Source organism: Acidovorax temperans (assembly GCF_006716905.1).
GTDB lineage: Bacteria > Pseudomonadota > Gammaproteobacteria > Burkholderiales > Burkholderiaceae_C > Acidovorax > Acidovorax temperans.
On sequence record NZ_VFPV01000003.1, the window covers coordinates 235309 to 254951 of the forward strand.

General features: G+C 62.4%; 14 protein-coding genes. 7 read left to right on the forward strand and 7 right to left on the reverse strand.

Going from position 1 to position 19643, the window contains the following annotated elements:
• Nucleotides 1-19: 19 nt before the first annotated feature.
• Nucleotides 20-2896 (reverse strand): 2-oxoglutarate dehydrogenase E1 component, encoded by a 2877-nt coding sequence (locus tag BDD18_RS15950; RefSeq protein ID WP_142084375.1) that lies wholly within the window; start codon nt 2894-2896, stop codon nt 20-22.
• Nucleotides 2897-3139: 243 nt separating this feature from the next.
• Between BDD18_RS15950 and BDD18_RS15955 the strand changes: the two genes are divergently transcribed.
• Nucleotides 3140-4210, forward strand: a complete 1071-nt coding sequence (locus tag BDD18_RS15955) for an AI-2E family transporter (protein WP_066697607.1) — start codon at nt 3140-3142, stop codon at nt 4208-4210.
• A gap of 41 nt (nt 4211-4251) precedes the next feature.
• Here BDD18_RS15955 and BDD18_RS15960 read toward each other — a convergent pair whose 3' ends face one another.
• Together BDD18_RS15960 and BDD18_RS15965 are read right to left on the reverse strand one after the other, a co-directional pair.
• Entirely contained in the window at nt 4252-5583 is a 1332-nt protein-coding gene (locus tag BDD18_RS15960) for an IS4 family transposase (RefSeq protein ID WP_125958944.1), read from the reverse strand.
• Between the two features lie 126 nt (nt 5584-5709).
• Nucleotides 5710-6189 (reverse strand): hypothetical protein, encoded by a 480-nt coding sequence (locus tag BDD18_RS15965; protein ID WP_244939149.1) that lies wholly within the window; start codon nt 6187-6189, stop codon nt 5710-5712.
• A 203-nt stretch (nt 6190-6392) separates the two neighbouring features.
• Between BDD18_RS15965 and BDD18_RS15970 the strand changes: the two genes are divergently transcribed.
• Complete coding sequence (locus BDD18_RS15970) at nt 6393-6770, forward strand: PilZ domain-containing protein (protein ID WP_142084377.1); 378 nt, start codon at nt 6393-6395, stop codon at nt 6768-6770.
• Nucleotides 6771-6797: 27 nt separating this feature from the next.
• Here the strand turns inward: BDD18_RS15970 and BDD18_RS15975 are convergent, their stop codons facing one another.
• Both BDD18_RS15975 and hrpA read right to left on the reverse strand, forming a co-directional pair.
• The gene (locus tag BDD18_RS15975; protein ID WP_142084379.1) at nt 6798-8498 is read right to left on the reverse strand and encodes a long-chain fatty acid--CoA ligase; all 1701 of its coding nucleotides are present in this window, start codon (nt 8496-8498) and stop codon (nt 6798-6800) included.
• A 188-nt stretch (nt 8499-8686) separates the two neighbouring features.
• Nucleotides 8687-12733, reverse strand: a complete 4047-nt coding sequence (gene hrpA, locus BDD18_RS15980; protein WP_142084380.1) for an ATP-dependent RNA helicase HrpA — start codon at nt 12731-12733, stop codon at nt 8687-8689.
• A 196-nt stretch (nt 12734-12929) separates the two neighbouring features.
• On the opposite strand from hrpA, the gene argA reads away from it, so the two are divergent.
• Nucleotides 12930-14276 (forward strand): amino-acid N-acetyltransferase, encoded by a 1347-nt coding sequence (gene argA, locus BDD18_RS15985; protein WP_044402117.1) that lies wholly within the window; start codon nt 12930-12932, stop codon nt 14274-14276.
• A gap of 60 nt (nt 14277-14336) precedes the next feature.
• Here the strand turns inward: argA and BDD18_RS15990 are convergent, their stop codons facing one another.
• Together BDD18_RS15990 and BDD18_RS15995 are read right to left on the reverse strand one after the other, a co-directional pair.
• On the reverse strand, nt 14337-15224 hold the full coding sequence (locus BDD18_RS15990; RefSeq protein ID WP_244939121.1) for an HDOD domain-containing protein: 888 nt from the start codon (nt 15222-15224) through the stop codon (nt 14337-14339).
• A gap of 137 nt (nt 15225-15361) precedes the next feature.
• A complete protein-coding gene (locus tag BDD18_RS15995) occupies nt 15362-16309 on the reverse strand; it encodes a LysR family transcriptional regulator (RefSeq protein ID WP_142084384.1) in 948 nt (315 codons plus the stop codon).
• A gap of 145 nt (nt 16310-16454) precedes the next feature.
• Here BDD18_RS15995 and BDD18_RS16000 point away from each other — a divergent pair, with 145 nt between their 5' ends.
• The 4 genes from BDD18_RS16000 (at nt 16455) to BDD18_RS16015 (ending at nt 19607) form a co-directional block, all read left to right on the forward strand.
• Nucleotides 16455-17069 (forward strand): FMN-dependent NADH-azoreductase, encoded by a 615-nt coding sequence (locus BDD18_RS16000; RefSeq protein ID WP_066696686.1) that lies wholly within the window; start codon nt 16455-16457, stop codon nt 17067-17069.
• A 246-nt stretch (nt 17070-17315) separates the two neighbouring features.
• Nucleotides 17316-18359 (forward strand): ABC transporter substrate-binding protein, encoded by a 1044-nt coding sequence (locus tag BDD18_RS16005; RefSeq protein WP_142084385.1) that lies wholly within the window; start codon nt 17316-17318, stop codon nt 18357-18359.
• A 7-nt stretch (nt 18360-18366) separates the two neighbouring features.
• Entirely contained in the window at nt 18367-19062 is a 696-nt protein-coding gene (locus tag BDD18_RS16010; protein ID WP_142084387.1) for a hypothetical protein, read from the forward strand.
• Complete coding sequence (locus BDD18_RS16015) at nt 19005-19607, forward strand: GGDEF domain-containing protein (RefSeq protein WP_170207416.1); 603 nt, start codon at nt 19005-19007, stop codon at nt 19605-19607. The genes BDD18_RS16010 and BDD18_RS16015 overlap by 58 nt, the downstream gene beginning before the upstream one ends.
• The last annotated feature ends 36 nt before the right edge of the window (nt 19608-19643 follow it).

The following is a 19643-nucleotide window of genomic DNA, read 5'->3' on the forward strand; positions in this document are numbered from 1 at the left end:
TGTATTCGGGTTTCCGGCCTTACTTGGTCAGGACAAAACCCTTGAGCTTGGCGAAGGCGGCATCCACCAGAGCCTTTTGCTGTTCCTGGTGCAGGTGCGAGTAACCCACCGCAGGCGATGCGGAGGCTGCGCGGCCGGCATAACCCAGCTTCTGGCCATCGAGCATGTTCTCGTGGATGTTGTGCTGGATGAAGAACCAGGCACCCTGGTTTTGGGGCTCGTCCTGGCACCAAACGATCTCGGTCGCATTGGGGTACTTCTTCAGCTCAGCGGCAAACGCCTTGTGCGGGAAGGGGTACAGCTGTTCCACGCGAATGATGGCGACGTCGTCGGCTTCCTTTTCGGTGCGCTTCTTCACCAGGTCGTAATACACCTTGCCCGAGCAAGCGATCACACGCTTGACCTTGGCTGCCTTCTTCTCGATGGCGTCATCCTGCTCAGGAATCACCGTCTGGAAGCTGCCCTTCGTGAACTCGGTCAGCGGCGAAGTGGCGTCCTTGTTGCGCAGCAGCGACTTGGGCGTGAAGATGACCAGCGGCTTGCGCAGGTCACGCACCATCTGGCGACGCAGCACGTGGAAGATCTGGCTGGCCGTGGTGGGCTGCACGAGCTGCATGTTGGCGTCAGCGGCCAGCTGCATGAAGCGCTCCACGCGGGCCGAGCTATGCTCCGGGCCCTGGCCTTCGTAGCCGTGCGGCAGCATCAGCGTGATGCCGTTCAAGCGGCCCCACTTCACCTCACCCGAGGCGATGAACTGGTCGATCACCACCTGCGCGCCGTTGGCGAAGTCACCGAACTGCGCTTCCCAGATCACCAGGGTGTTGGGGTCGTTAGAGGCGTAGCCGTATTCGAAGGCCAGCACGGCCTCCTCGGACAGGATGGAGTCGATGACAGTGAACGGAGCCTGGTTCTCGGCGACGTTCTGCAGCGGCACGTAGGTGCCTTCGTCCCACTTCTCGCGCTTTTGGTCGTGGATGACGGCGTGGCGGTGCGTGAACGTGCCGCGGCCGCTGTCCTCGCCCGACAGGCGCACCGGGTAGCCCGAGGCCACCAGCGATGCGAAGGCCATGTGCTCGCCCATGCCCCAGTCCACGTTGATCTCGCCACGGCCCATGGCGGCGCGGTCGTCGTATACCTTCTTCACCAGCTGGTGTGGGGTAACGGTCTCGGGGATCGTGGTGATCTTCTCGGCCAGGCGCTTCCACTCGGTCAGAGGAATGGCGGTGTCACCAGCGTCCGTCCACTTCTTGCCCAGGAAGGGCGACCAGTCCACTGCGTACTTGCTCTTGAAGTTGGTCAGCACAGGATCCACGGTGTGCTTGCCAGCGTCCAAGGCGGCCCGGTAGGCCTTGGCCATCTCATCGCCCAGAGTCTCACCCAGGCCTTGAGCAGCCAGCTTGTCGGCGTACAGCTTGCGCGTGCCGGGATGCTGGGCAATCTTCTTGTACATCAGCGGCTGGGTCAAAGCAGGAGTGTCCTGCTCGTTGTGGCCCAGCTTGCGGAAGCAGGTGATGTCCACCACCACGTCCTGGCGGAATTCCATGCGGAACTCCAGGGCCAGCTGGGTGGCCAGCACCACGGCTTCTGGATCATCGCCATTGACGTGCAACACGGGCGACTCGACCATCTTCACGATGTCGGTACAGAACGTGCTGGAGCGCAGGTCGCGCGGGTCGGAGGTGGTGAAGCCGATCTGGTTGTTGATGATCAGGTGCACCGTACCGCCCGTGGTGTAGCCACGGGTTTCGGACAGGGCCAGGGTTTCCTGGTTCACGCCCTGGCCGGCAAAGGCCGCGTCACCGTGCACCAGCACGGGCAGCACCTGTTTACCCTTGGGGTCGCCGCGGCGGTCCATGCGCGAGCGCACCGAGCCCTCGACCACGGGGTTCACGATTTCCAGGTGCGAGGGGTTGAAGGCCAGCGACAGATGCACCGGGCCGCCGGTCGTGGAGACGTCGGAGGAAAAGCCCTGGTGGTACTTCACGTCACCGGCGGGCAGGTCCTCGGGGGCGGTGTGCTCGAACTCGGCGAACAGGTCCTTGGGCATCTTGCCCAGGGTGTTGACCAGCACGTTCAGGCGGCCGCGGTGGGCCATGCCGATCACCACTTCCTGCACGCCCTTTGCGCCTGCGGAGTTGATCAACTCGTCCATGGCGGCAATGAAGGACTCGCCCCCCTCGAGCGAGAAGCGCTTCTGGCCCACGTACTTGGTGTGCAGGTAGCGTTCCAGGCCTTCGGCGGCCGTCAGGCGCTCCAGGATGCGCTTTTTCTTGTCGGCAGAGAAGTTGGGCTTGCTGCGGATGCTTTCCAGCTTTTGCTGCCACCAGCGCTTTTGCACCTGGTCGGTGGCGTACATGTACTCCACGCCGATGGTGCCGCAGTAGGTCTCGCGCAGCGCGTTCAGCAGCTCGCGCAGGGGCATCTTGTCCTTGCCGAAGAACGTGTTGCTGGTGTCGAACACGGTTTCCTGGTCGGCGTCGCTGAAGCCGTAGAACGAAGGCTCCAGTTCTGGAATGTTGGGGCGCTCAGTGCGCTTGAGGGGGTCCAGATCAGCCCAGCGCTGACCCACGTTGCGGTAGGCGGCAATCAGCTGCTGAACGGCGGTGCGCTTGCGGCCCATTTCGGCGTCAGCGCTTGCAACCACCACTTTGGTGCCGCCAGCCTTTGCGCGCTCAGCGAACGCGTTGACCACGGGAAGGTGCGGAACGTCCTTGGCATTGGAGCCATCCACAGCGGGTACGTGCTGCAGTGCATCAAAGTATTCGCGCCATGTGTCTGGAACGCTGCCAGGATTGGCAAGGTAGTTTTCATACATCTCTTCGACATACGGCGCATTGCCGCCGAAGAGGTAGGTGTTGCCTTGGTAGGCTTGATAGACGGATGTCGTATCGCTCATATTCCGCTGACCTCCGCTCCCCTGCAGGGAGCATTAGCTGGTTGGTAAACCTTCCGCGACACGGCTGAACCGGTTGGCGGATGCGACTGTGGCTGGGGAAGGGCCTAGGGTTGCGGTGGCGATTGTGCCACTGAACCGGGCATTGACCAAGGTCGAGCTGGAAAGTGCCTTTGCTCTGCCGCGAAATAATCAGGTGGCGTGTCGTACATTGCGGGGCTGTATTGCCCGAATGCAACCTGGTAAATGACTCAACACCCACTTCAAAACAAGGCATTTCTGCTGCTGCTGGCCATCGTGAGCGTCGCATTTGGCGCCATCCTCTGGCAGTTCCATGGCGCAATTTTCTGGGGAATCGTGCTGGCTATCCTCTTCACCCCCCTGCACCGCATAATGCTGCAGCGCATGCCCCGGCGCGAAAATTTGGCCGCCCTTTGCACGCTGGGGCTGTGCATGGTCATGGTGATTTTGCCCATGACGCTCATCGGCGTCTCATTAATACAGGAGGCCACGGCCATTTATGAACGGCTCAAAAGCGGGCAACTCAACTTTGGGGCCTACGTTCAGCAGGTGGTAGCGGCGCTCCCCGCCTGGGTCACCCAGCTGCTGGAACGCCTGAACCTCACCACTTTGGAAGAGCTTCAGCAAAAGCTCTCGTCCGTGGCTGTTCAAGCCAGCCAATTCCTGGCCTCCCAGGCGGTGAATATTGGCCAAAACACGCTTGAATTTCTCGTCGGCTTCGGGATCATGCTGTACCTGCTGTTTTTCCTGCTGCGCGATGGGCGCGCTCTGGCGCTTCGCATCAACCATGCCACGCCGCTCGACAACGACCACAAGAGAAAGCTGGTGAGCAAATTCACCACTGTGATCCGGGCCACCGTGAAGGGCAACATCGTTGTGGCAGCATCTCAAGGGGCTCTGGGCGGGCTGATTTTCTGGATTCTGGGCATCCAGGGGCCGGTGCTGTGGGGCGTGCTCATGGCGTTTCTGTCGTTGCTGCCCGCTGTCGGGGCTGGCTTGATCTGGGTGCCGGTGGCCATCTACTTTTTGGCTACGGGGGCCATTTGGCAAAGCGCAGTGCTCACTCTTTTCGGCGTTTTCGTCATCGGCTTGGTGGACAACGTGCTGCGCCCGATTTTGGTCGGCAAGGACACCAAAATGCCCGACTATGTCGTGCTGATCTCCACCTTGGGAGGTATGGCCTTGTTCGGATTGACCGGCTTTGTGATCGGCCCGGTCATTGCCGCCCTCTTCATGGCCTGCTGGGATCTGTTTGCTCCTGCGGAAGGTTCTGGAGCGCCGCCGCCCAACCCGTGATCTGCTGAAATAAAAAAGGGAGCCCTTCCGAGCAATGCCGCTCAGTTAAGTCTGAGCGGCATTTTTTTGACGGGATACTGGGTCTTGGTCATACGAACCTCACGCGGATACCGCCTGTGGGATCTGCGAGGCGGCAGCACGAAGCGGCGGATGTTCTTTCTCATGGCCGCAAGCTTGGCCGGGATGGCCCCAGGGGTGTGTGATCCTGAACTCCACAGCCACTCATCCACGATGTAGCGCAGCGCCGTGATGAAGCTGATGCGACAGGGCTGCACTTTGGCCTCGTCTGCGATGCGCGTGATCTCCAAGCGGATCAGGTTGTACATCAACAAGGTTGCCCACAGCTCTTGCTTGACCCCATCGGGTTGCTGGCTGCGCAACGTCATCGCCTGGCCCAGCATGTCCGTCTTCATCTCTCCATAGGCCAGCTCAATCTCCCAGCGTTCGTGGTACAGCGCGAACACCTCCTCGGCCTTGTAGCGTGCCGGATCCATCAGGGACGTGAACAAGGTTCTGGGTTTGCCATCGAGTTCACGGGTGATGGCGCGCACCTCCCACGTGAGCGGCAAGCCGGGGTCTTTCTTGCGAGCTTGGGGCGAGACCTTCATGCGCAAGCTCACATCGCCAGGGCCATGCGTTTGCACCACCTCGCCCCTGAGTCCGGCACGCGCAGGGATCAGCCAGTGACGTCCCTGGCGGTGTTGCAGCGGCCACAGCAGACTTGCCGAGTAAAACCCTTTGTCCACAATCACCAGCGAGTCAGGCGGCAACTTCGGCCACAAGCGTTCAGCCAATGCGTACTCACTGGTGTCGTAGGCATCCAGGCTGGCATCTACCAATAAACGAGCTCTGGCATCGAGCAAGCAGGCCATGCGCACCAGGGGGAAGGGACTTTGGTGGTCTGCGTGGTTGCGCTGGCAACCAAAGTGCTGGCGGTTGTCTTGTGTGTCGGGGGTACGCCAGACCACGCCATCCAATGCGTACAGCGCCAAGCCTTGCCAGCGGTGGCGAGCGGCCTGCTGGTGCGCCCAATGGGCAGCAGTGTGGCGAAACAGCCATTGCAGGGGCTCACTGCCCAGCCGTTGGCGCGCCTGGCTCAGCGCGCTGGAGCTGATGGGTTCATTGTGCTGCCCAGGCAGTGCCAGCTCCAGTACCTCGGCCACGTTCACGATGGAGCGGTCTCTAAGCAAGGCCACACCCAATACCAGCCAAAGTGCCTGCTCCATGGGCAGTCGCCGCTTGCGCAGCGTGGCTACACCCGTCATCTGCAAGGCCTGTTCAATCCACTGCTGGGGTATGTTGCTTTGAACGACACCCCATTGTTCGGGGCTCGCAAACTCATGGGTATCGTTCAGGTACTCTTGCAGCAGCATTGGCTATCGCTTGACCTCTATGGCCAAAGCTCAATTGATCAAGCCTGCACTGTACAAACAACAAAGACCCCGAAGGGCCTTTGCTTAACTTACTGGCATTGGCCCTTCCGAGCCCCCTTCCATCCGTCAGTCCTTGTGGCCGCCATGCCCGCGGCCATTGCCACGAGGGTGCCGATCATCACGGTGCCCATGACGGTGGTCATCGCCATGCGGCCCCGCATGGTGACCGCCCCGCTTCGGCGGACGGCTTCCAGGCTCTTTCACGAAGTACACCGGCTGACCACAGGCGTTGTAGCGCCCACAGTGTTTGGCCCAGTTCTTCGCATGCCCTGGCGGCACATACATGTAAATAGGAGAGCGGTGAACCGCTACCGGGGGCCGTTGAATGATGACGGGCTCTGCATAGATCAACGGAGGTGGACCACCGCTTCCGATCTGAATCCGACCGTACACACCCGGCGCCAATTGCCCATCCACGGTAGCGTTTACGTAGCTCTGCGCCCAAGCCACGTTGCCCGCCAACCCCAGCAAAAGCCCTGCGCCAGCAGCCAAGAGCTTGTGCGGCAACAAATTCACGATCATCTGTTCACTCCAAAGTACTTTCATCATCATTTGTAACCGCCTCCGCTGGGCTGAACATTGCTCCACGATGTTTTTTTGTAAGCGGCTGTTGGCAGCCGTCCAGAAAATGAAACGGCTATCGCGTCACTTCACGCACCGATAGCAAGTACAGACGGTACTAAATATTTGGCAACAGGAGTGGCGCAGTGAATTAGCATGCGCAAAACCCACCCTCATGAAAGCCTGCCATGCCCTATGAACGACGCCACTACGTGCGCGTGCAGTTTGATGCACCCGCTGTGTTGACCCTGGCCACTGCAGCCTTCAACGTGCAGGTGCTGGACTTGTCTCTCAAGGGTGCGTTGATCACCCTGCCTGAAAACGCGCAGGTACCTGCCGATATGCCCTGCAAGCTCGACGTGCCGTTGGCCGAGACGGAGGACTGCATTTCGATGACCGCAGGCATTGCCCACGTGGACGAGAATCGCGCAGGGCTGCTGTGCAGGAGCATTGACCTGGACAGCGTCACCCACCTGCGGCGCTTGATTGAACTGCAACTGGGCGACCCCGCATTGCTGGAGCGCGATCTGGCAGAACTCATCCAGTCATCGAGTTCTGCCGAGTAATCCCCCGCGCGTTGACGGGGGCGACCGTCAGGCCTTTGCCTCAGCGGCCAGCTCGCTTTCCTGCAACGCGCGCCACATCACCTTGCCACTGCCGCTCTTGGGCAAGGCGGACACAAACTGCACGATGCGCGGCACCTTGTACACCGCCATGTTCTCGCGGCACCAGTCAATGATCTGCTGCTCGGTGGTGTCCTTGTGCGATGCACGCAGCACCACCACCGCCTTCACTGTCTCGCCACGGTAGCTGTCCTTGGCGGCGATGATGCAGGCCTCTTGAATCGCTGGGTGGCGGAACATCAACGCCTCTACCTCGGCAGGCCAGACCTTGAAGCCGCTGGCGTTGATCATGCGCTTGAGCCGGTCGGTCAAAAAGAAATAACCGTCTTCATCCATGCACCCCAAGTCGCCCGAGCGGAAAAACCGCTTGCCCTCGAACTCGATGAACGCCGAAGCCGTTGCGTCGGGCCGCTTCCAGTAGCCCTCAAACACCTCGGGGCCGTGGATGATGATCTCACCCTGCTCACCCACAGGCACCTCCTGCAGCGTGTCAGGGTCCATCACACGGGCATCCGTGCTCAAGAAGGGGATTCCCAGGCACTGCTGCTTGGGATTGTCGGGCGGGTTGGAGTGTGACGGCGCAGCGGTTTCGGTCAGTCCATACCCCTCGGCATAACGCAGCCCATATTGCTCCAGCAACCGCTGTGCTACCGCCTGCGGCATGGCAGCACCGCCACCGCCGATGTAGACCAGGCTCGACAGGTCATAGCTTGCAAAATGCGGGCTGGCCAGCAGGTCAATCACCATGGTGGGGATGTTCGTCCAGTTCGTCACCTGCCAGCGTGAAATCAGGCGGCCCGCCAAATCGCGGTCCCATCGGGGCATGATCACAATGGTGGCGGCACTGTAGATAGAGGCATGCATCACGCTGACCATGCCAGTGATGTGGAACATGGGCACCACCGCCAGAGTAACGTTGTCGGCCGACCCAGCCCCCCACAGCGCACTGGCCACCGCGTTGTGCATGATGCTTTTGTGAGGATGCATACACCCCTTGGGCAGCCCGGTGGTGCCGCTGGTGTAGGGCAACAAAGCCAAGTCCTGCGGCCCCACCACCAGGGCGGGCGGTTCGCTGGTGCAGGCGATGGCATCGCTCCAGGCATGGGCCTGCCCTTGCTGCAGCGCAGGCAAAGGGTGGCGCGTGCCCAGCCAGTCTGCCCACGCAGGGGGCGGAGCATCATCACCGCTCACGCCGGCATCGAACGCATCGGTGAACTGGGTAACGACAAGGTGCGCCAGGCGCTCGGCTGGTGGCAATGCATCACTGGCGTGAACCCATTCCGCTGCCAGGTCGCCCGTGGTGATGGCGACCTTGGTGTCGGGATCGGTGATGTAGTGCTTGAGCTCTTCGGCCCGGTTCATCGGGTTGACGGGCACCACCACCGCATTGGCCCGCAAAATGGCAAAGTGCGCCATCACGAGTTGAGGGCAGTTCTGCATGCACAGCGCCACGCGATCGCCCCGTTTCACGCCCAAAGTCGCCAAGTAGGCAGCCAGGCGTTCAGCGCCCTCTTTGAGCTGACGGTAAGTCAGCGTACGACCAAAGAAAACCAGCGCCACCTTGTCCGGATAACGCTGGGCGCTGATGGCCAGGTTGTCCCACAGCGAGGTGGATGGAACAGTGATGGAATGGGGCAGACGACGGGGCCAGAACTTGTGGTGCGAGCGCATAGGGCGAATAGTCTCCTTTGCCTGCAAGCCTAGATGCCTACACGCAAGCGGGCAATGGGGATCGCCCGCCAGGCCGTCGCCAAGGTGACCAAGACACAGGCATCGCCGTCACCGCCGCCTGCGTGATCTGCTGAGCGCCTCGTGTGCCTTGATGGGCAAGGCACAGCGCATGCAGCAAAGCCCCACCGTCAGCTGTTCACCTGCGCCCACAGCTTATCGAGCCGCTTCACGCTCACGGGCTGGGGCGTGCGCAGCTCTTGCGCGAAAAAGCTCACGCGCAGCTCTTCCAGCAGCCAGCGCAGCTCTTGCATGCGAGCGTCCACCGCGCCCTTGCGCTCGGCCACCAGGCGCCAGTAGCGTTGCTCTTGCGGGCGCAGTTCGGCCAGTTTGGCGGCGTCGCGGGCGGGGTCGGCCCGGTACTTGTCCAGCCGCAGGGTAATGGCCTTGAGGTAGCGCGGAAAGTGCGCCAGTTGCGCCCATGGGGCCTGGGCAATGAACTGCTTGGGCATCAGGCGCTGCAACTGCTGGGCCACGTCGGCCGTGGCGTCCGGCGCGTTCTTGGTGTCCTTGAGCTTGCGGGCAGCGGCGGCGTATTCGATGAGGATGGTGCCCGCCAGCCGAGCCACCTCGTTGGCAATCAGCGTCAGGCGGCCCCGGCCTTCGTCCACGCGGCGCTTGAAGGCAGCCTCGTCGGTGGGCAGCGGGTCCAGCAGAAAAGCGCGGTCCAGTGCCACATCGATGATCTGGGCGCGCAACTCTTCCTGCGTGCCCAGCGGCATATAGGCCACAGCCATCTTCTGCAGGTCGGGGATGTTCTTTTCAAGGTACTTGAGCGCGTCCTTGATCTGCAGCGCAAACAAGCGACGCAGACCCGCACGGTGCTTGGTGGCCGCCACCTCGGGCTCGTCGAAAACCTCGATGGTGACGGCATCACCTCCATCGATCAGCGCCGGGAAGCCCACCAGCGTCTGCCCTCCCTTTTTGATTTCCATCAGCTCGGGTAGCTCGCCAAACGTCCAGCTGGTGTAGCGCTGGCCCGCCGGGGCGGTTGGTGCTGAAGCCGGTGCAGGTGCAACTTTTGCTACATTTTTGCTAGCTTGCTGCGCTTTACCGTCGGGCGCTGGAGCCGTTTTTTGCCCTGATCCGCCCTGACCTCCCAGCTTGAGGCCTGCCAGCGCCTGGAAGGCACCACGCGCCTTGGCGCCCCATTCGGCCTTGAGCGCGCCCAGGTTGCGGCCATGGCCGAGCTGGCGGCCATGCTCGTCCACCACGCGGAAGTTCATGAACAGATGCGGGCTGAGCATGTCGAGCTTGAAGTCTGCCCGCTTCACATCCAGCGAAGTCTCGTCCCGCACTTGCTTGAGCAGAGCATCCGTCAGGCTGCCGGTGCCAAACCGCTCAGGCGCGGTGAACAGCTCGGCCAGCCGCGTGGCCGACTCGGGCAGCGGCACAAAGCGGCTGCGCGGGCGCTGGGGCAGGCTCTTGAGCAGGGCCTGGATTTTGTCCTTGAGCATGCCGGGCACCAGCCATTCGCAGCGCTCCTCGCTCACCTGGTTCAGCACGAAGAGCGGCACCGTCACGGTGATGCCGTCGCGCGGGTCGCCGGGCTCGTGCAGGTAGCTGGCGGTGCAGTCCACACCGCCCAGGCGCACGGTCTTGGGGAAGGCGCTGGTGGTGATGCCTGCGGCCTCGTGGCGCATCAGCTCATCGCGGGTGAGCTTGAGCAGGTCGGGGTTGGCGCGGCTCGCGTCTTTGTACCAGCGCTCAAAGCTCGCCCCGCTGCACACGTCCTGCGGCACCTGCTGGTCGTAGAAGGCGTAGATCAGCTCGTCGTCCACCAGCACGTCCTGGCGGCGGGACTTGTGCTCCAGCTCTTCCACCTTGGCAATCAGCTTCTGGTTGGCCGCCAAAAACGGCAGGCGGGTTTCCCACTCGCCCTGCACCAGCGCTTCGCGCAGAAAGATGTCGCGCGCGCCGTGCGGGTCCACCTTGCCAAAGTCCACCCGGCGGTTGTTGTAGATGACGATGCCGTACAGCGTGGCGCGCTCCAGCGCGGTGACCTGGGCGGCCTTTTTCTCCCAGTGCGGGTCCAGCATCTGCTTTTTGAGCAGGTGGCCGCCAATCTGCTCGATCCACTGCGGCTCGATGGCGGCGATGCCCCGGCCAAACAAGCGCGTGGTCTCCACCAGTTCGGCCGCCACAATCCAGCGGCCCGGTTTCTTGTTCAGGTGCGCGCCGGGGTGCTTGTAGAACTTGATGCCGCGCGCGCCCAGGTACCAGTCGTCCTCGTCGCTCTTGCAGCCCACGTTGCCCAGCAGGCCCGCCAACATCGACAGGTGAATCTGTTCGTAGCTCGCGGGTTGCGTGTTGATGCGCCAGCCATGCTCCGTCACCACCGTGAGCAGCTGGGTGTGGATGTCGCGCCACTCGCGCAGGCGGCGGATGCTGATGAAGTTCTGCCGCAGCAGCGCTTCGTACTGGCGGTTGCTGAGCTTGTGCGTGGGCGCGGCCTCCGGCGTTGCGGCGGGCGCAGGCGCTGGCGCGGCGGCCCGCTGCCCCACGGGCAAGATGGCTTGCGAAGGCGCTTTTTTGAGCGCCATGGCCTTCTGCGCGCGGGCCGAGGGCAGGCTGGGCGCCCCGCCCCGGGCCTCGTTGATCCACTTCCACAGCTTGAGGTAGCCGCTGAATTCGCTCTTTTCGTCATCAAACTTGGCGTGCGCCTGGTCGGCCTGCTGCTGCGCTTCCAGCGGCCGGTCGCGCACATCTTGCACGCTCAGGGCGCTGGCAATCACCAGCACCTCGTCCAGCGCTCGGCGTTCGCGGGCTTCCAGAATCATGCGGCCCACGCGCGGGTCCAGCGGCAGCTTGGACAGTTCCACGCCCATGGGCGTCAACTCATTCGCATCGTCCACCGCGCCCAGTTCGGACAGGAGTTGGTAGCCGTCGGCGATGGCGCGGCCCGAGGGCGCCTCGATGAACGGAAACTGCGCTACGTCGCCCAGGTGCAGCGACTTCATGCGCAGGATGACACCGGCCAGGGACGAGCGCAGGATTTCCGGGTCGGTGAAGCGCGGGCGGCTGTTGAAGTCCGCCTCGTCATACAGGCGAATACAGATACCGTTGGCCACGCGGCCGCAACGGCCCGCGCGCTGGTTGGCAGCAGCCTGGCTGATGGGCTCCACCAGCAACTGCTCCACCTTGCTACGGAAACTATAGCGCTTCACGCGCGCTGTGCCTGCGTCAATCACGTATCGGATGCCTGGCACCGTGAGCGAAGTCTCGGCCACGTTGGTGGCCAGCACGATGCGGCGGCCTGTGTGGCCATCAAAAATACGGTCTTGCTCGGCCTGTGACAGGCGCGCGAACAGCGGCAGCACCTCGGCATTGCGCATCACCGGCTGGTGCGACAAGTGCTTGCGCAGGTGATCGGCGGCCTCGCGAATCTCCCGCTCACCGGGCAGGAAGATCAATATGTCGCCACCCGCATTGCCCTGCCACAGCTCATCCACCCCATCGGCAATGGCCTCGTTCAGACCGTAGTCGCGGCTGTCTTCAAACGGGCGATAGCGCTGCTCCACCGGAAAGGTGCGGCCCGACACCATGATGACGGGCGCGGGGCCTTTGGCGCTCTCAAAGTGTTTGGCAAACCGGTCGGCGTCGATGGTGGCCGAGGTGACGATGACTTTCAGATCTGGCCGGCGCGGCAGGATCTGGCGGATGTAGCCCAGCAGGAAGTCAATGTTGAGGCTGCGCTCGTGCGCCTCGTCGATGATGAGGGTGTCGTAGTTTTTCAGCAGTGGGTCGGTCTGCGTCTCTGCCAGCAAGATACCGTCCGTCATCAGCTTGACGGAGGCATCGCGGCTCAGCCGGTCCTGGAAGCGCACCTTGTAGCCCACCACCTCGCCCAGCGGTGTCTTCAGCTCTTCGGCAATGCGCTTGGCCACGCTGCTGGCGGCAATGCGGCGCGGCTGGGTGTGGCCGATGAGCTGGCCTTTTTGACCCGGCTTGGCATTGCACTTACCCCGGCCCAGTGCCAGCGCAATCTTGGGCAGCTGCGTGGTCTTGCCCGAACCCGTCTCGCCGCACACGATGACGACCTGGTGCTTTTCGATGGCAGCCATGATCTCCTCGCGCTTGCCTGAGACCGGAAGCGACTCAGGAAACTCGATACGGAGGGGGGCTGCGGGGCGCGAAGGGGTGCGGGGAAGCTCTGGCGGACGCTGTTCTGAAGACATAGCCCTGCATTATCGATAGCCACGCCCCTGTTCCAGTTCGAATCAAACTGTGGGCACGCTGTTTCCACGGTTTCATGCCACTTCTTTTTTCCACACATCAGCGCTTCGCATGCTTATGATGCGCGACTTGGCGACCCAGCCGGTCGCCTTTCGCTGTCTGTGCCCCTGCATATTCCAAGGCCTCTTGCCCACCGCCATGTCTGCCGTTTTCAATTTCACTTTCGTGCCCTGGTTCCGGTCGGTGGCGCCTTACATCCACAAGTTTCGCAACCAGACCTTTGTGATCGGGCTGACGGGTGAGGCCATTGCCGCCGGCAAGCTGCACAACATTGCGCAAGACTTGGCGCTGATCCAGGCCATGGGGGTCAAGATTGTGCTGGTGCATGGCTTTCGGCCCCAGGTGAATGAGCAGTTGGCTGCCAAGGGGCACGCTGCCAAGTATTCGCACGGCATCCGCATCACGGATTCGGTGGCGCTGGATTGCGCGCAGGAAGCCGCTGGCCAGTTGCGTTACGAGATTGAGGCCGCCTTCAGCCAAGGATTGCCAAACACCCCCATGGCAGGCGCCACAGTACGGGTGATTTCAGGCAACTTTCTCACCGCACGGCCCGTGGGCATTGTGGATGGGGTGGATTTCCAGCACTCGGGCCTGGTGCGCAAGGTGGATGTGGCCGGTATCCAGCGCACGCTGGACATGGGCGCGCTGGTGCTGCTGTCGCCCTTTGGCTTTTCCCCCACGGGTGAGGCGTTCAACCTGAGCATGGAAGAAGTAGCCACCAGCGTGGCGATTGAGTTGCGGGCAGACAAGCTGATTTTCCTCACGGAAGTGCCCGGCATTCGCATGCAGCCCACCGAGCCAGAGAGCGAGGACAACCCCATCGACACCGAATTGCCGCTGGCTGCGGCCCAGGCCTTGCTGGCAAAGCTGCCACCCGCGCAGCAGCCTACCGACACGGGCTTTTACCTGCAGCACTGCGTGAAGGCCTGCAAAGGCGGCGTGGAGCGCAGCCACATCATTCCGTTTGCACTCGACGGCTCGCTGCTGCTGGAGGTGTATGTGCACGACGGCATCGGCACCATGGTCATCGACGAAAAGCTGGAAGAGCTGCGCGAGGCCACGATTGACGACGTGGGCGGCATCTTGCAACTGATCGAGCCGTTCGAGAAAGATGGCACGCTGGTCAAGCGCGACCGCACCGAAATCGAGCGCGACATCGCCACCTACACCGTGATCGAGCACGATGGGGTGATTTTTGGTTGTGCTGCCCTCTACCCTTACCCTGAAGCCAAGACAGCGGAGATGGCAGCCGTCACCGTGTCCCCCCAAAGCCAGGGCACGGGCGACGGTGAAAAGCTGCTCAAGCGCATTGAGCAGCGCGCCCGTGCCATGGGGCTGGACAGCATCTTTGTGCTGACCACCCGCACCATGCACTGGTTCATCAAACGCGGCTTCCAGCCAGTGGACCCTGACTGGTTGCCCGATGCACGCAAGCGCAAGTACAACTGGGATCGCCGCAGCCAGGTGCTCGTGAAAAAGCTTTGACTTCCTGCCCTGCGAGCTGCAAATGCAGCCATGCCGGGCAGCCCTGACGGCCCAAAGCGACTACAACGCCACGGCCTCAAAAGCCGGGTAAAGCTCGTCGATCCAGTGGTTGAGCTCATCCTGCGTGACATACAGGTGGTCCATGCATGCCTGGCCGTGCAGCGTCCATTCACGGGTCGGCGTCAGGTTTTCGTGGTGGTGAACCAAATATTCCGCCAGCAACCCCAGCGCCACCAGATGCCGCACGGTGGCATCGAATCGCTCATCGCTCAGGCAGGAAAAGTCGTGGTGCAGCCAGATGGCCTGGGCCACATCAGGGGGCAGATGCCAGGTGCGCGCCACGATGGCACCCATCACCGCATGGTCCGTGCGGTGTGCGGCATTCTCGGTTTGCGTGAAGGTGCGGTCTTTGCGCGCCAAGGCCTCTGTCACTGTGCCCGCATAGCCGCGCACGGCCTTGACCAGCACGGGCATGCCCACGTGGCAAAAAAGTCCGAAGCTGTAGCCCAGCCCCGGGTCAAAGCTGTAAAGCTGGCGGCCAATGTGTTCGCAGGCGATGGCCTTACGCTGCGAGCTTTCCCAAAAATGCTCCAGCAGCGGAGTGCGCACATGCAGGGCATTGCGGGTGATGAACGCAGTAAGCAACTCCAGGGCAGGCTGCAAGCCCAGCACCGTGAGTGCCATGCCCACGGTCTGTACCGGTTGTGCCAAGCCGTACAACGGGCTGTTGGCGGTGCGGATCACCGCAGCCGCCATGGCCACATCTGACGAAGCCAGTTGCTCCAAAGCCTGCGAATCAAGCTCGGGGGCCGACGCAATCTCCTGCAACCTCACCAGCGAGTCTGGGCAGGGCGGAATGACGATGGCGCGCACGCTGGGGTGGGCGCGGGCGGTCTCGATGTCATGGTCTATGGAGTGGGAGGTCGCGGCGGGGGATCGCACTGACATCAAAGCCGGCATGGTCGCGCTTTCGGTACGGGTTCGACACGGTTTCAATTGGTTGCATTGTGCAGCCAAAAGATCGGCAGAAGCATCTGCCGCACGGTAACGAGGGGGCATTGCGCAATGCCGGACTCCCCAGCACCTCAAATACCAGCGCCGCCCACGCCTTGCAGTCCCGCGCGGCTGTCCAGGCTGTTGCGCCCCGGCATGGTCTCGCCCAGGTAGTCCAAAAACCGCCGCACTGCAGGCGAGAGCCCCCTGCGAGACGCGAACACTGCATGCACGATGGCAGGCTGAGGCGCCCAGTCGGGCAGCACGCGCACCAGCCGCCGGTCGCGCATCTCCTCCTGGCACATGTAATCGGGCAGCCAGCAAATACCAGTACCCGCCACGGCAGCAAACTTGAGGGTGAGCAGGTCATCTGCGACGTAGCGCGGGGTGTAATGCACCACCTGGTGGGCGCCACCGGGGCCGATCAAGTTCCAGGAAGCCCGTCCGTCGGGCGCCGACATGGCAATGCTGTCCAGTTTGGCAAGGTCTTCCAGCTTGGTGGGCGTGCCCTGGCGAATGAGCAAGTCAGGGCTGGCCACCAGCACCTGGCGGGCTTGGTCCAGGCGTTTGACCACCATGCTGGCACTGTCTTCGAGCGAGGGACGCACCCGCAGCGCCACGTCAATGCCCTCTTCCACCACGTTCACCGCCCTGTTGGTCACCTGCATTTCCACGCGAACCAAAGGATGCTGGGCCAGGAAGGCGGGCATCAACTCAGCCAGTACGGTCTGGGCCAGGGTCACGGGGCAACTCACCCGCACGGTGCCACGCGGCTCGGTCTGCACCTGGGCCACTGCATCAGCCGCCGCCTGGGCCGATTCGCGAATGGACTGGCAGTGCCGCAGGTAAGCCTCTCCCACTTCGGTCAATGACAGCTTGCGGGTGGTGCGCTGCAAGAGCCTCACGCCCAGATGGGCTTCCAGATCAGACACGCGCCTGGACAGTCGCGATTTGGGAATGCCCAGCGCCCGGCCGGCGGCAGCAAAGCCGCCACGCTCCACCACCTCGGCAAAGTACAGCATGTCATTCAGATCTTGCACGTCGCGCTCCCTCCGTTGTCAGCTTGAATACTGTTCCATTAATAGAACAATCTATCGCGATTCGGGCGGCTTATCAAATTTTGTGAACAAATCGACAATTCACCTCAAGCCGTAACCGTCGCGGCACTTCAACGAGGAGAACCCCATGCAACTGCTTCACATCGACTCATCCATCACTGGCGATGCTTCCGTTTCGCGTCAACTCACGGCCCAGGTCGTGGAAGCCTGGAAGGCCAGCCACCCAGGCACCCAAGTCACTTACCTGGACCTGGCTGTCAACGCCCCCAACCATTTCACGATGGACGCAATGGCCCCCCGCACTGGCCAGACCGACGGTTTGACAGAAGCGCAGAAGCGTGAAAACGCCGTGTCCGAACAGCTCGTGAGCCAGTTCCTGGCAGCAGACGTGGTGGTCATTGGCGCCCCGTTCTACAACTTTGGCATCCCCACCCAGCTCAAGGCCTGGATTGACCGCATCGCCCAGCCAGGCCGCACGTTCAAATACGGTGCCAACGGCCCCGAAGGCCTGGCCAAGGGCAAGACCGTGATCGTGGCATCTGCACGGGGTGGCGTTTATTCGACCAGCGCTGGTGGCCAGGCCATGGAGCACCAGGAAAGCTACCTGCAGACCGTGATGGGGTTCTTTGGTGTGACGGACGTGCGCTTCGTGCGCGCCGAAGGCGTCGCCATGGGCCCGGAAGCCAAGGCGCAAGCCCTGGCTGCCGCCGCTGAGCACACGCGCCAGCACACAGCGGCCTGACCGTCTCTACAAAGCCCCGGCTTCTGAATGTTGCACCCATGCGCAACATTCAGAAAGAAGCCGGGGCTTTTTTCATTTGCAAACAATTATTACCCCCACGCACAAAAAACCACGCAGTAATGTCACACTTACACTGTATGCATCTTTCGGTGATGTACGAGATGTGAGTGGGTACCTGGGACGATTGATTTGGCAGCTTCGTATGTGCGTCGGTTGTTGGCGTTTTTGGTCTGTGGCCTTCCCTTCATGGGCTGGGCCCAGGCGGTAGCATTCATCAATCCCGGACATCCAGACGAGCCGTATTGGCGCACCGTCAGTGAGTCGATAAACGCTGCGGCGCGCAGCCTGGGTGTGCCACTGGAAGAATATTTTGTGCGGCGAGAGCACCTGCGCTCGTTTGAAATCGCCCGCTCCATCGTGGCCCGCCCGGCTGAAAAACGGCCCGATTACGTCATCGTCACCAACGACTACGGCACCGGCCCCGAGATGCTGCGGATTTTCGAAGGCAGCGGCATCCGCGTGTTCCTGGCCTTCAGCACCCTCACCGCTGCCCAGAAGGCAGAGCACGGCGGGCCACGGGAGCGTTTCAGTCACTGGATCGGATCACTGGAACCCCGGGCCACGGATGCCGGCTATCTCACCGCCCAGGCACTGATTGCTGCTGGCAGAGCCCAACGCGCCCACGGCCCGGATGGCAAGCTGCATCTCTTGGCGATTGCGGGGGACCGGTCCACCACCTCCTCCATCCAGCGCAACGAAGGCATGCTCAAGGCTGTGGGTGAGGCACCCGATGTGGTGCTGCACCAGACGGTGTACGCGGGCTGGTCGCGCACCAAAGCCGAAGAGCAGATGACCTGGCTGCTGCAGCGCCACCCCCAAGCCCGTCTGGTGTGGACAGGAAGCGACCTGATGGCTTTTGGTGCCATGGATGCACTGGCCAAGGCCGGCACGGCAGCGCCTGGCCAGGACATGTGGTTCAGCTCCGTCAATACCACCACAGAAGCCATCAAGCGCTTGCGCAACGGGCAGCTCACAGCGTTGGCAGGCGGGCACTTCATTGCGGGTGCGTGGGCCTTGGTCATGGTCTATGACTACCATCGCGGGCGCGACTTCGCCTCCGAAGGGCTGGAGCTGGAACGCCCCATGTTCGCCCTGCTTACCCCTGATCTGGCCCAGCGCTACCAGCAGCGCTTCGGTAACGGTTTTGCCAGCCTGAACGTGCGCAGCTACAGCAAGGTGCTCAATCCCAAGGTGAAGCGCTACCAGTTTGGCTTCGAGCAGCTGCTTTAATCGCTGTATGACCGCGCGTCCCTTTCGCTCCATTGCCAGCGTGCTGATTCAGCGCACCATCGTGCTGGCGGTGCTGTGCATGGTGGTGTTTTTCTGCGTGCAAAGCTGGCTGCTGCGCTCCGAACACCAAAGGCAGTTCGATGCCGTCATGAGCGATGTGGCCAACACCAGCGTGCCCCTGCTGGCCGCCGCGCTGTGGGACATTGAAACCCAGGCCGTCCAGGCCCAGCTGCAATTCATTGCGAAAAAGCCCGCCATCGGTTTTGCCCGGCTGCAGGCCGCCGGGGGCCAGGTGTTTGAGGCAGGCAACTCCGAACTGGCACAGCAAGAGGCAATACGCAGCATCACCATCTACGCCCCGCACGGCACCCAGGCGCTGGGCGTGCTGCACCTGAGCGGCAACCCGCAGTACCTTTGGCAAGGATTGAAGGCCGAGGCGCTGCGCATTTTGCTGGGCTATAGCGCACTCACCGCCAGCATTTGCGCGCTGATCGCCTTCATGCTCAAGCAACTACTGCAAAAACCGCTGTCCACCGTTGCCGGGTTTGCGAGCGAACTCACACCCCACCAGCTGACCACGCCCTTGCGGCTGAACCGAGCCCCCCCCAACCCCACAGCGATGAGATTGACCTGCTGGAGCAAGGCGTGGTCAAGCTGCAGAAGGCCCTGCACGAGCACATCCACAACCTTGACGATCTGGTGAATGAACGCACGGCCCAGCTCGAAAAACTGCTGGAAGAAATTCGCCACCTGTCCGCCACCGACGGCCTGACCGGCTGCTACAACCGGCGTGCGCTGCAAGACAAGCTGCCCGAGGAAATCGAACGCGCCCAGCGTTACCACCGCCCGCTGGCGGTGGTGTTCATGGACATTGACCACTTCAAGCAGTTCAACGACCAGCACGGCCACCAGTTGGGCGATGAAGTCTTGCGCAGCGCGGCAAAGCATGTCGCCGGCACGCTGCGCCAGGGGGTGGACTGGATTGCGCGCTACGGCGGTGAAGAGTTTGTGCTGGTGCTGCCCGAAACCCCACTCGAAGCCGCCATCGCCATAGCCCACCGGCTGTGCGACGCCCTGCCAGAGCACGCGGTGCCCAACCCCCGGGGGGGCTCGGTGTACATCAGCGCGAGCTTCGGGGTCACGGCCTACCGGCCGAGTGAGGATGCCCTTGCCCTGCTCTCGCGCGCCGACACCCTGGTCTACCAGGCCAAGTCGGCAGGCCGGCAACAGGTGGTGGCTGGCGCTTGAACGCGCAAGTCGCCCAACGGGCACAATCGCTACCAA

Coding starts and splice junctions, on each gene's coding strand:
- BDD18_RS15950 (WP_142084375.1), bottom strand. CDS start 2,896: ATGAGCGATACGACATCCGTCTATCAAGCCTACCAAGGCAACACCTAC.
- BDD18_RS15955 (WP_066697607.1), top strand. CDS start 3,140: ATGACTCAACACCCACTTCAAAACAAGGCATTTCTGCTGCTGCTGGCC.
- BDD18_RS15960 (WP_125958944.1), bottom strand. CDS start 5,583: ATGCTGCTGCAAGAGTACCTGAACGATACCCATGAGTTTGCGAGCCCC.
- BDD18_RS15965 (WP_244939149.1), bottom strand. CDS start 6,189: ATGAAAGTACTTTGGAGTGAACAGATGATCGTGAATTTGTTGCCGCAC.
- BDD18_RS15970 (WP_142084377.1), top strand. CDS start 6,393: ATGCCCTATGAACGACGCCACTACGTGCGCGTGCAGTTTGATGCACCC.
- BDD18_RS15975 (WP_142084379.1), bottom strand. CDS start 8,498: ATGCGCTCGCACCACAAGTTCTGGCCCCGTCGTCTGCCCCATTCCATC.
- hrpA (WP_142084380.1), bottom strand. CDS start 12,733: ATGTCTTCAGAACAGCGTCCGCCAGAGCTTCCCCGCACCCCTTCGCGC.
- argA (WP_044402117.1), top strand. CDS start 12,930: ATGTCTGCCGTTTTCAATTTCACTTTCGTGCCCTGGTTCCGGTCGGTG.
- BDD18_RS15990 (WP_244939121.1), bottom strand. CDS start 15,224: ATGTCAGTGCGATCCCCCGCCGCGACCTCCCACTCCATAGACCATGAC.
- BDD18_RS16000 (WP_066696686.1), top strand. CDS start 16,455: ATGCAACTGCTTCACATCGACTCATCCATCACTGGCGATGCTTCCGTT.
- BDD18_RS16005 (WP_142084385.1), top strand. CDS start 17,316: ATGGGCTGGGCCCAGGCGGTAGCATTCATCAATCCCGGACATCCAGAC.
- BDD18_RS16010 (WP_142084387.1), top strand. CDS start 18,367: ATGACCGCGCGTCCCTTTCGCTCCATTGCCAGCGTGCTGATTCAGCGC.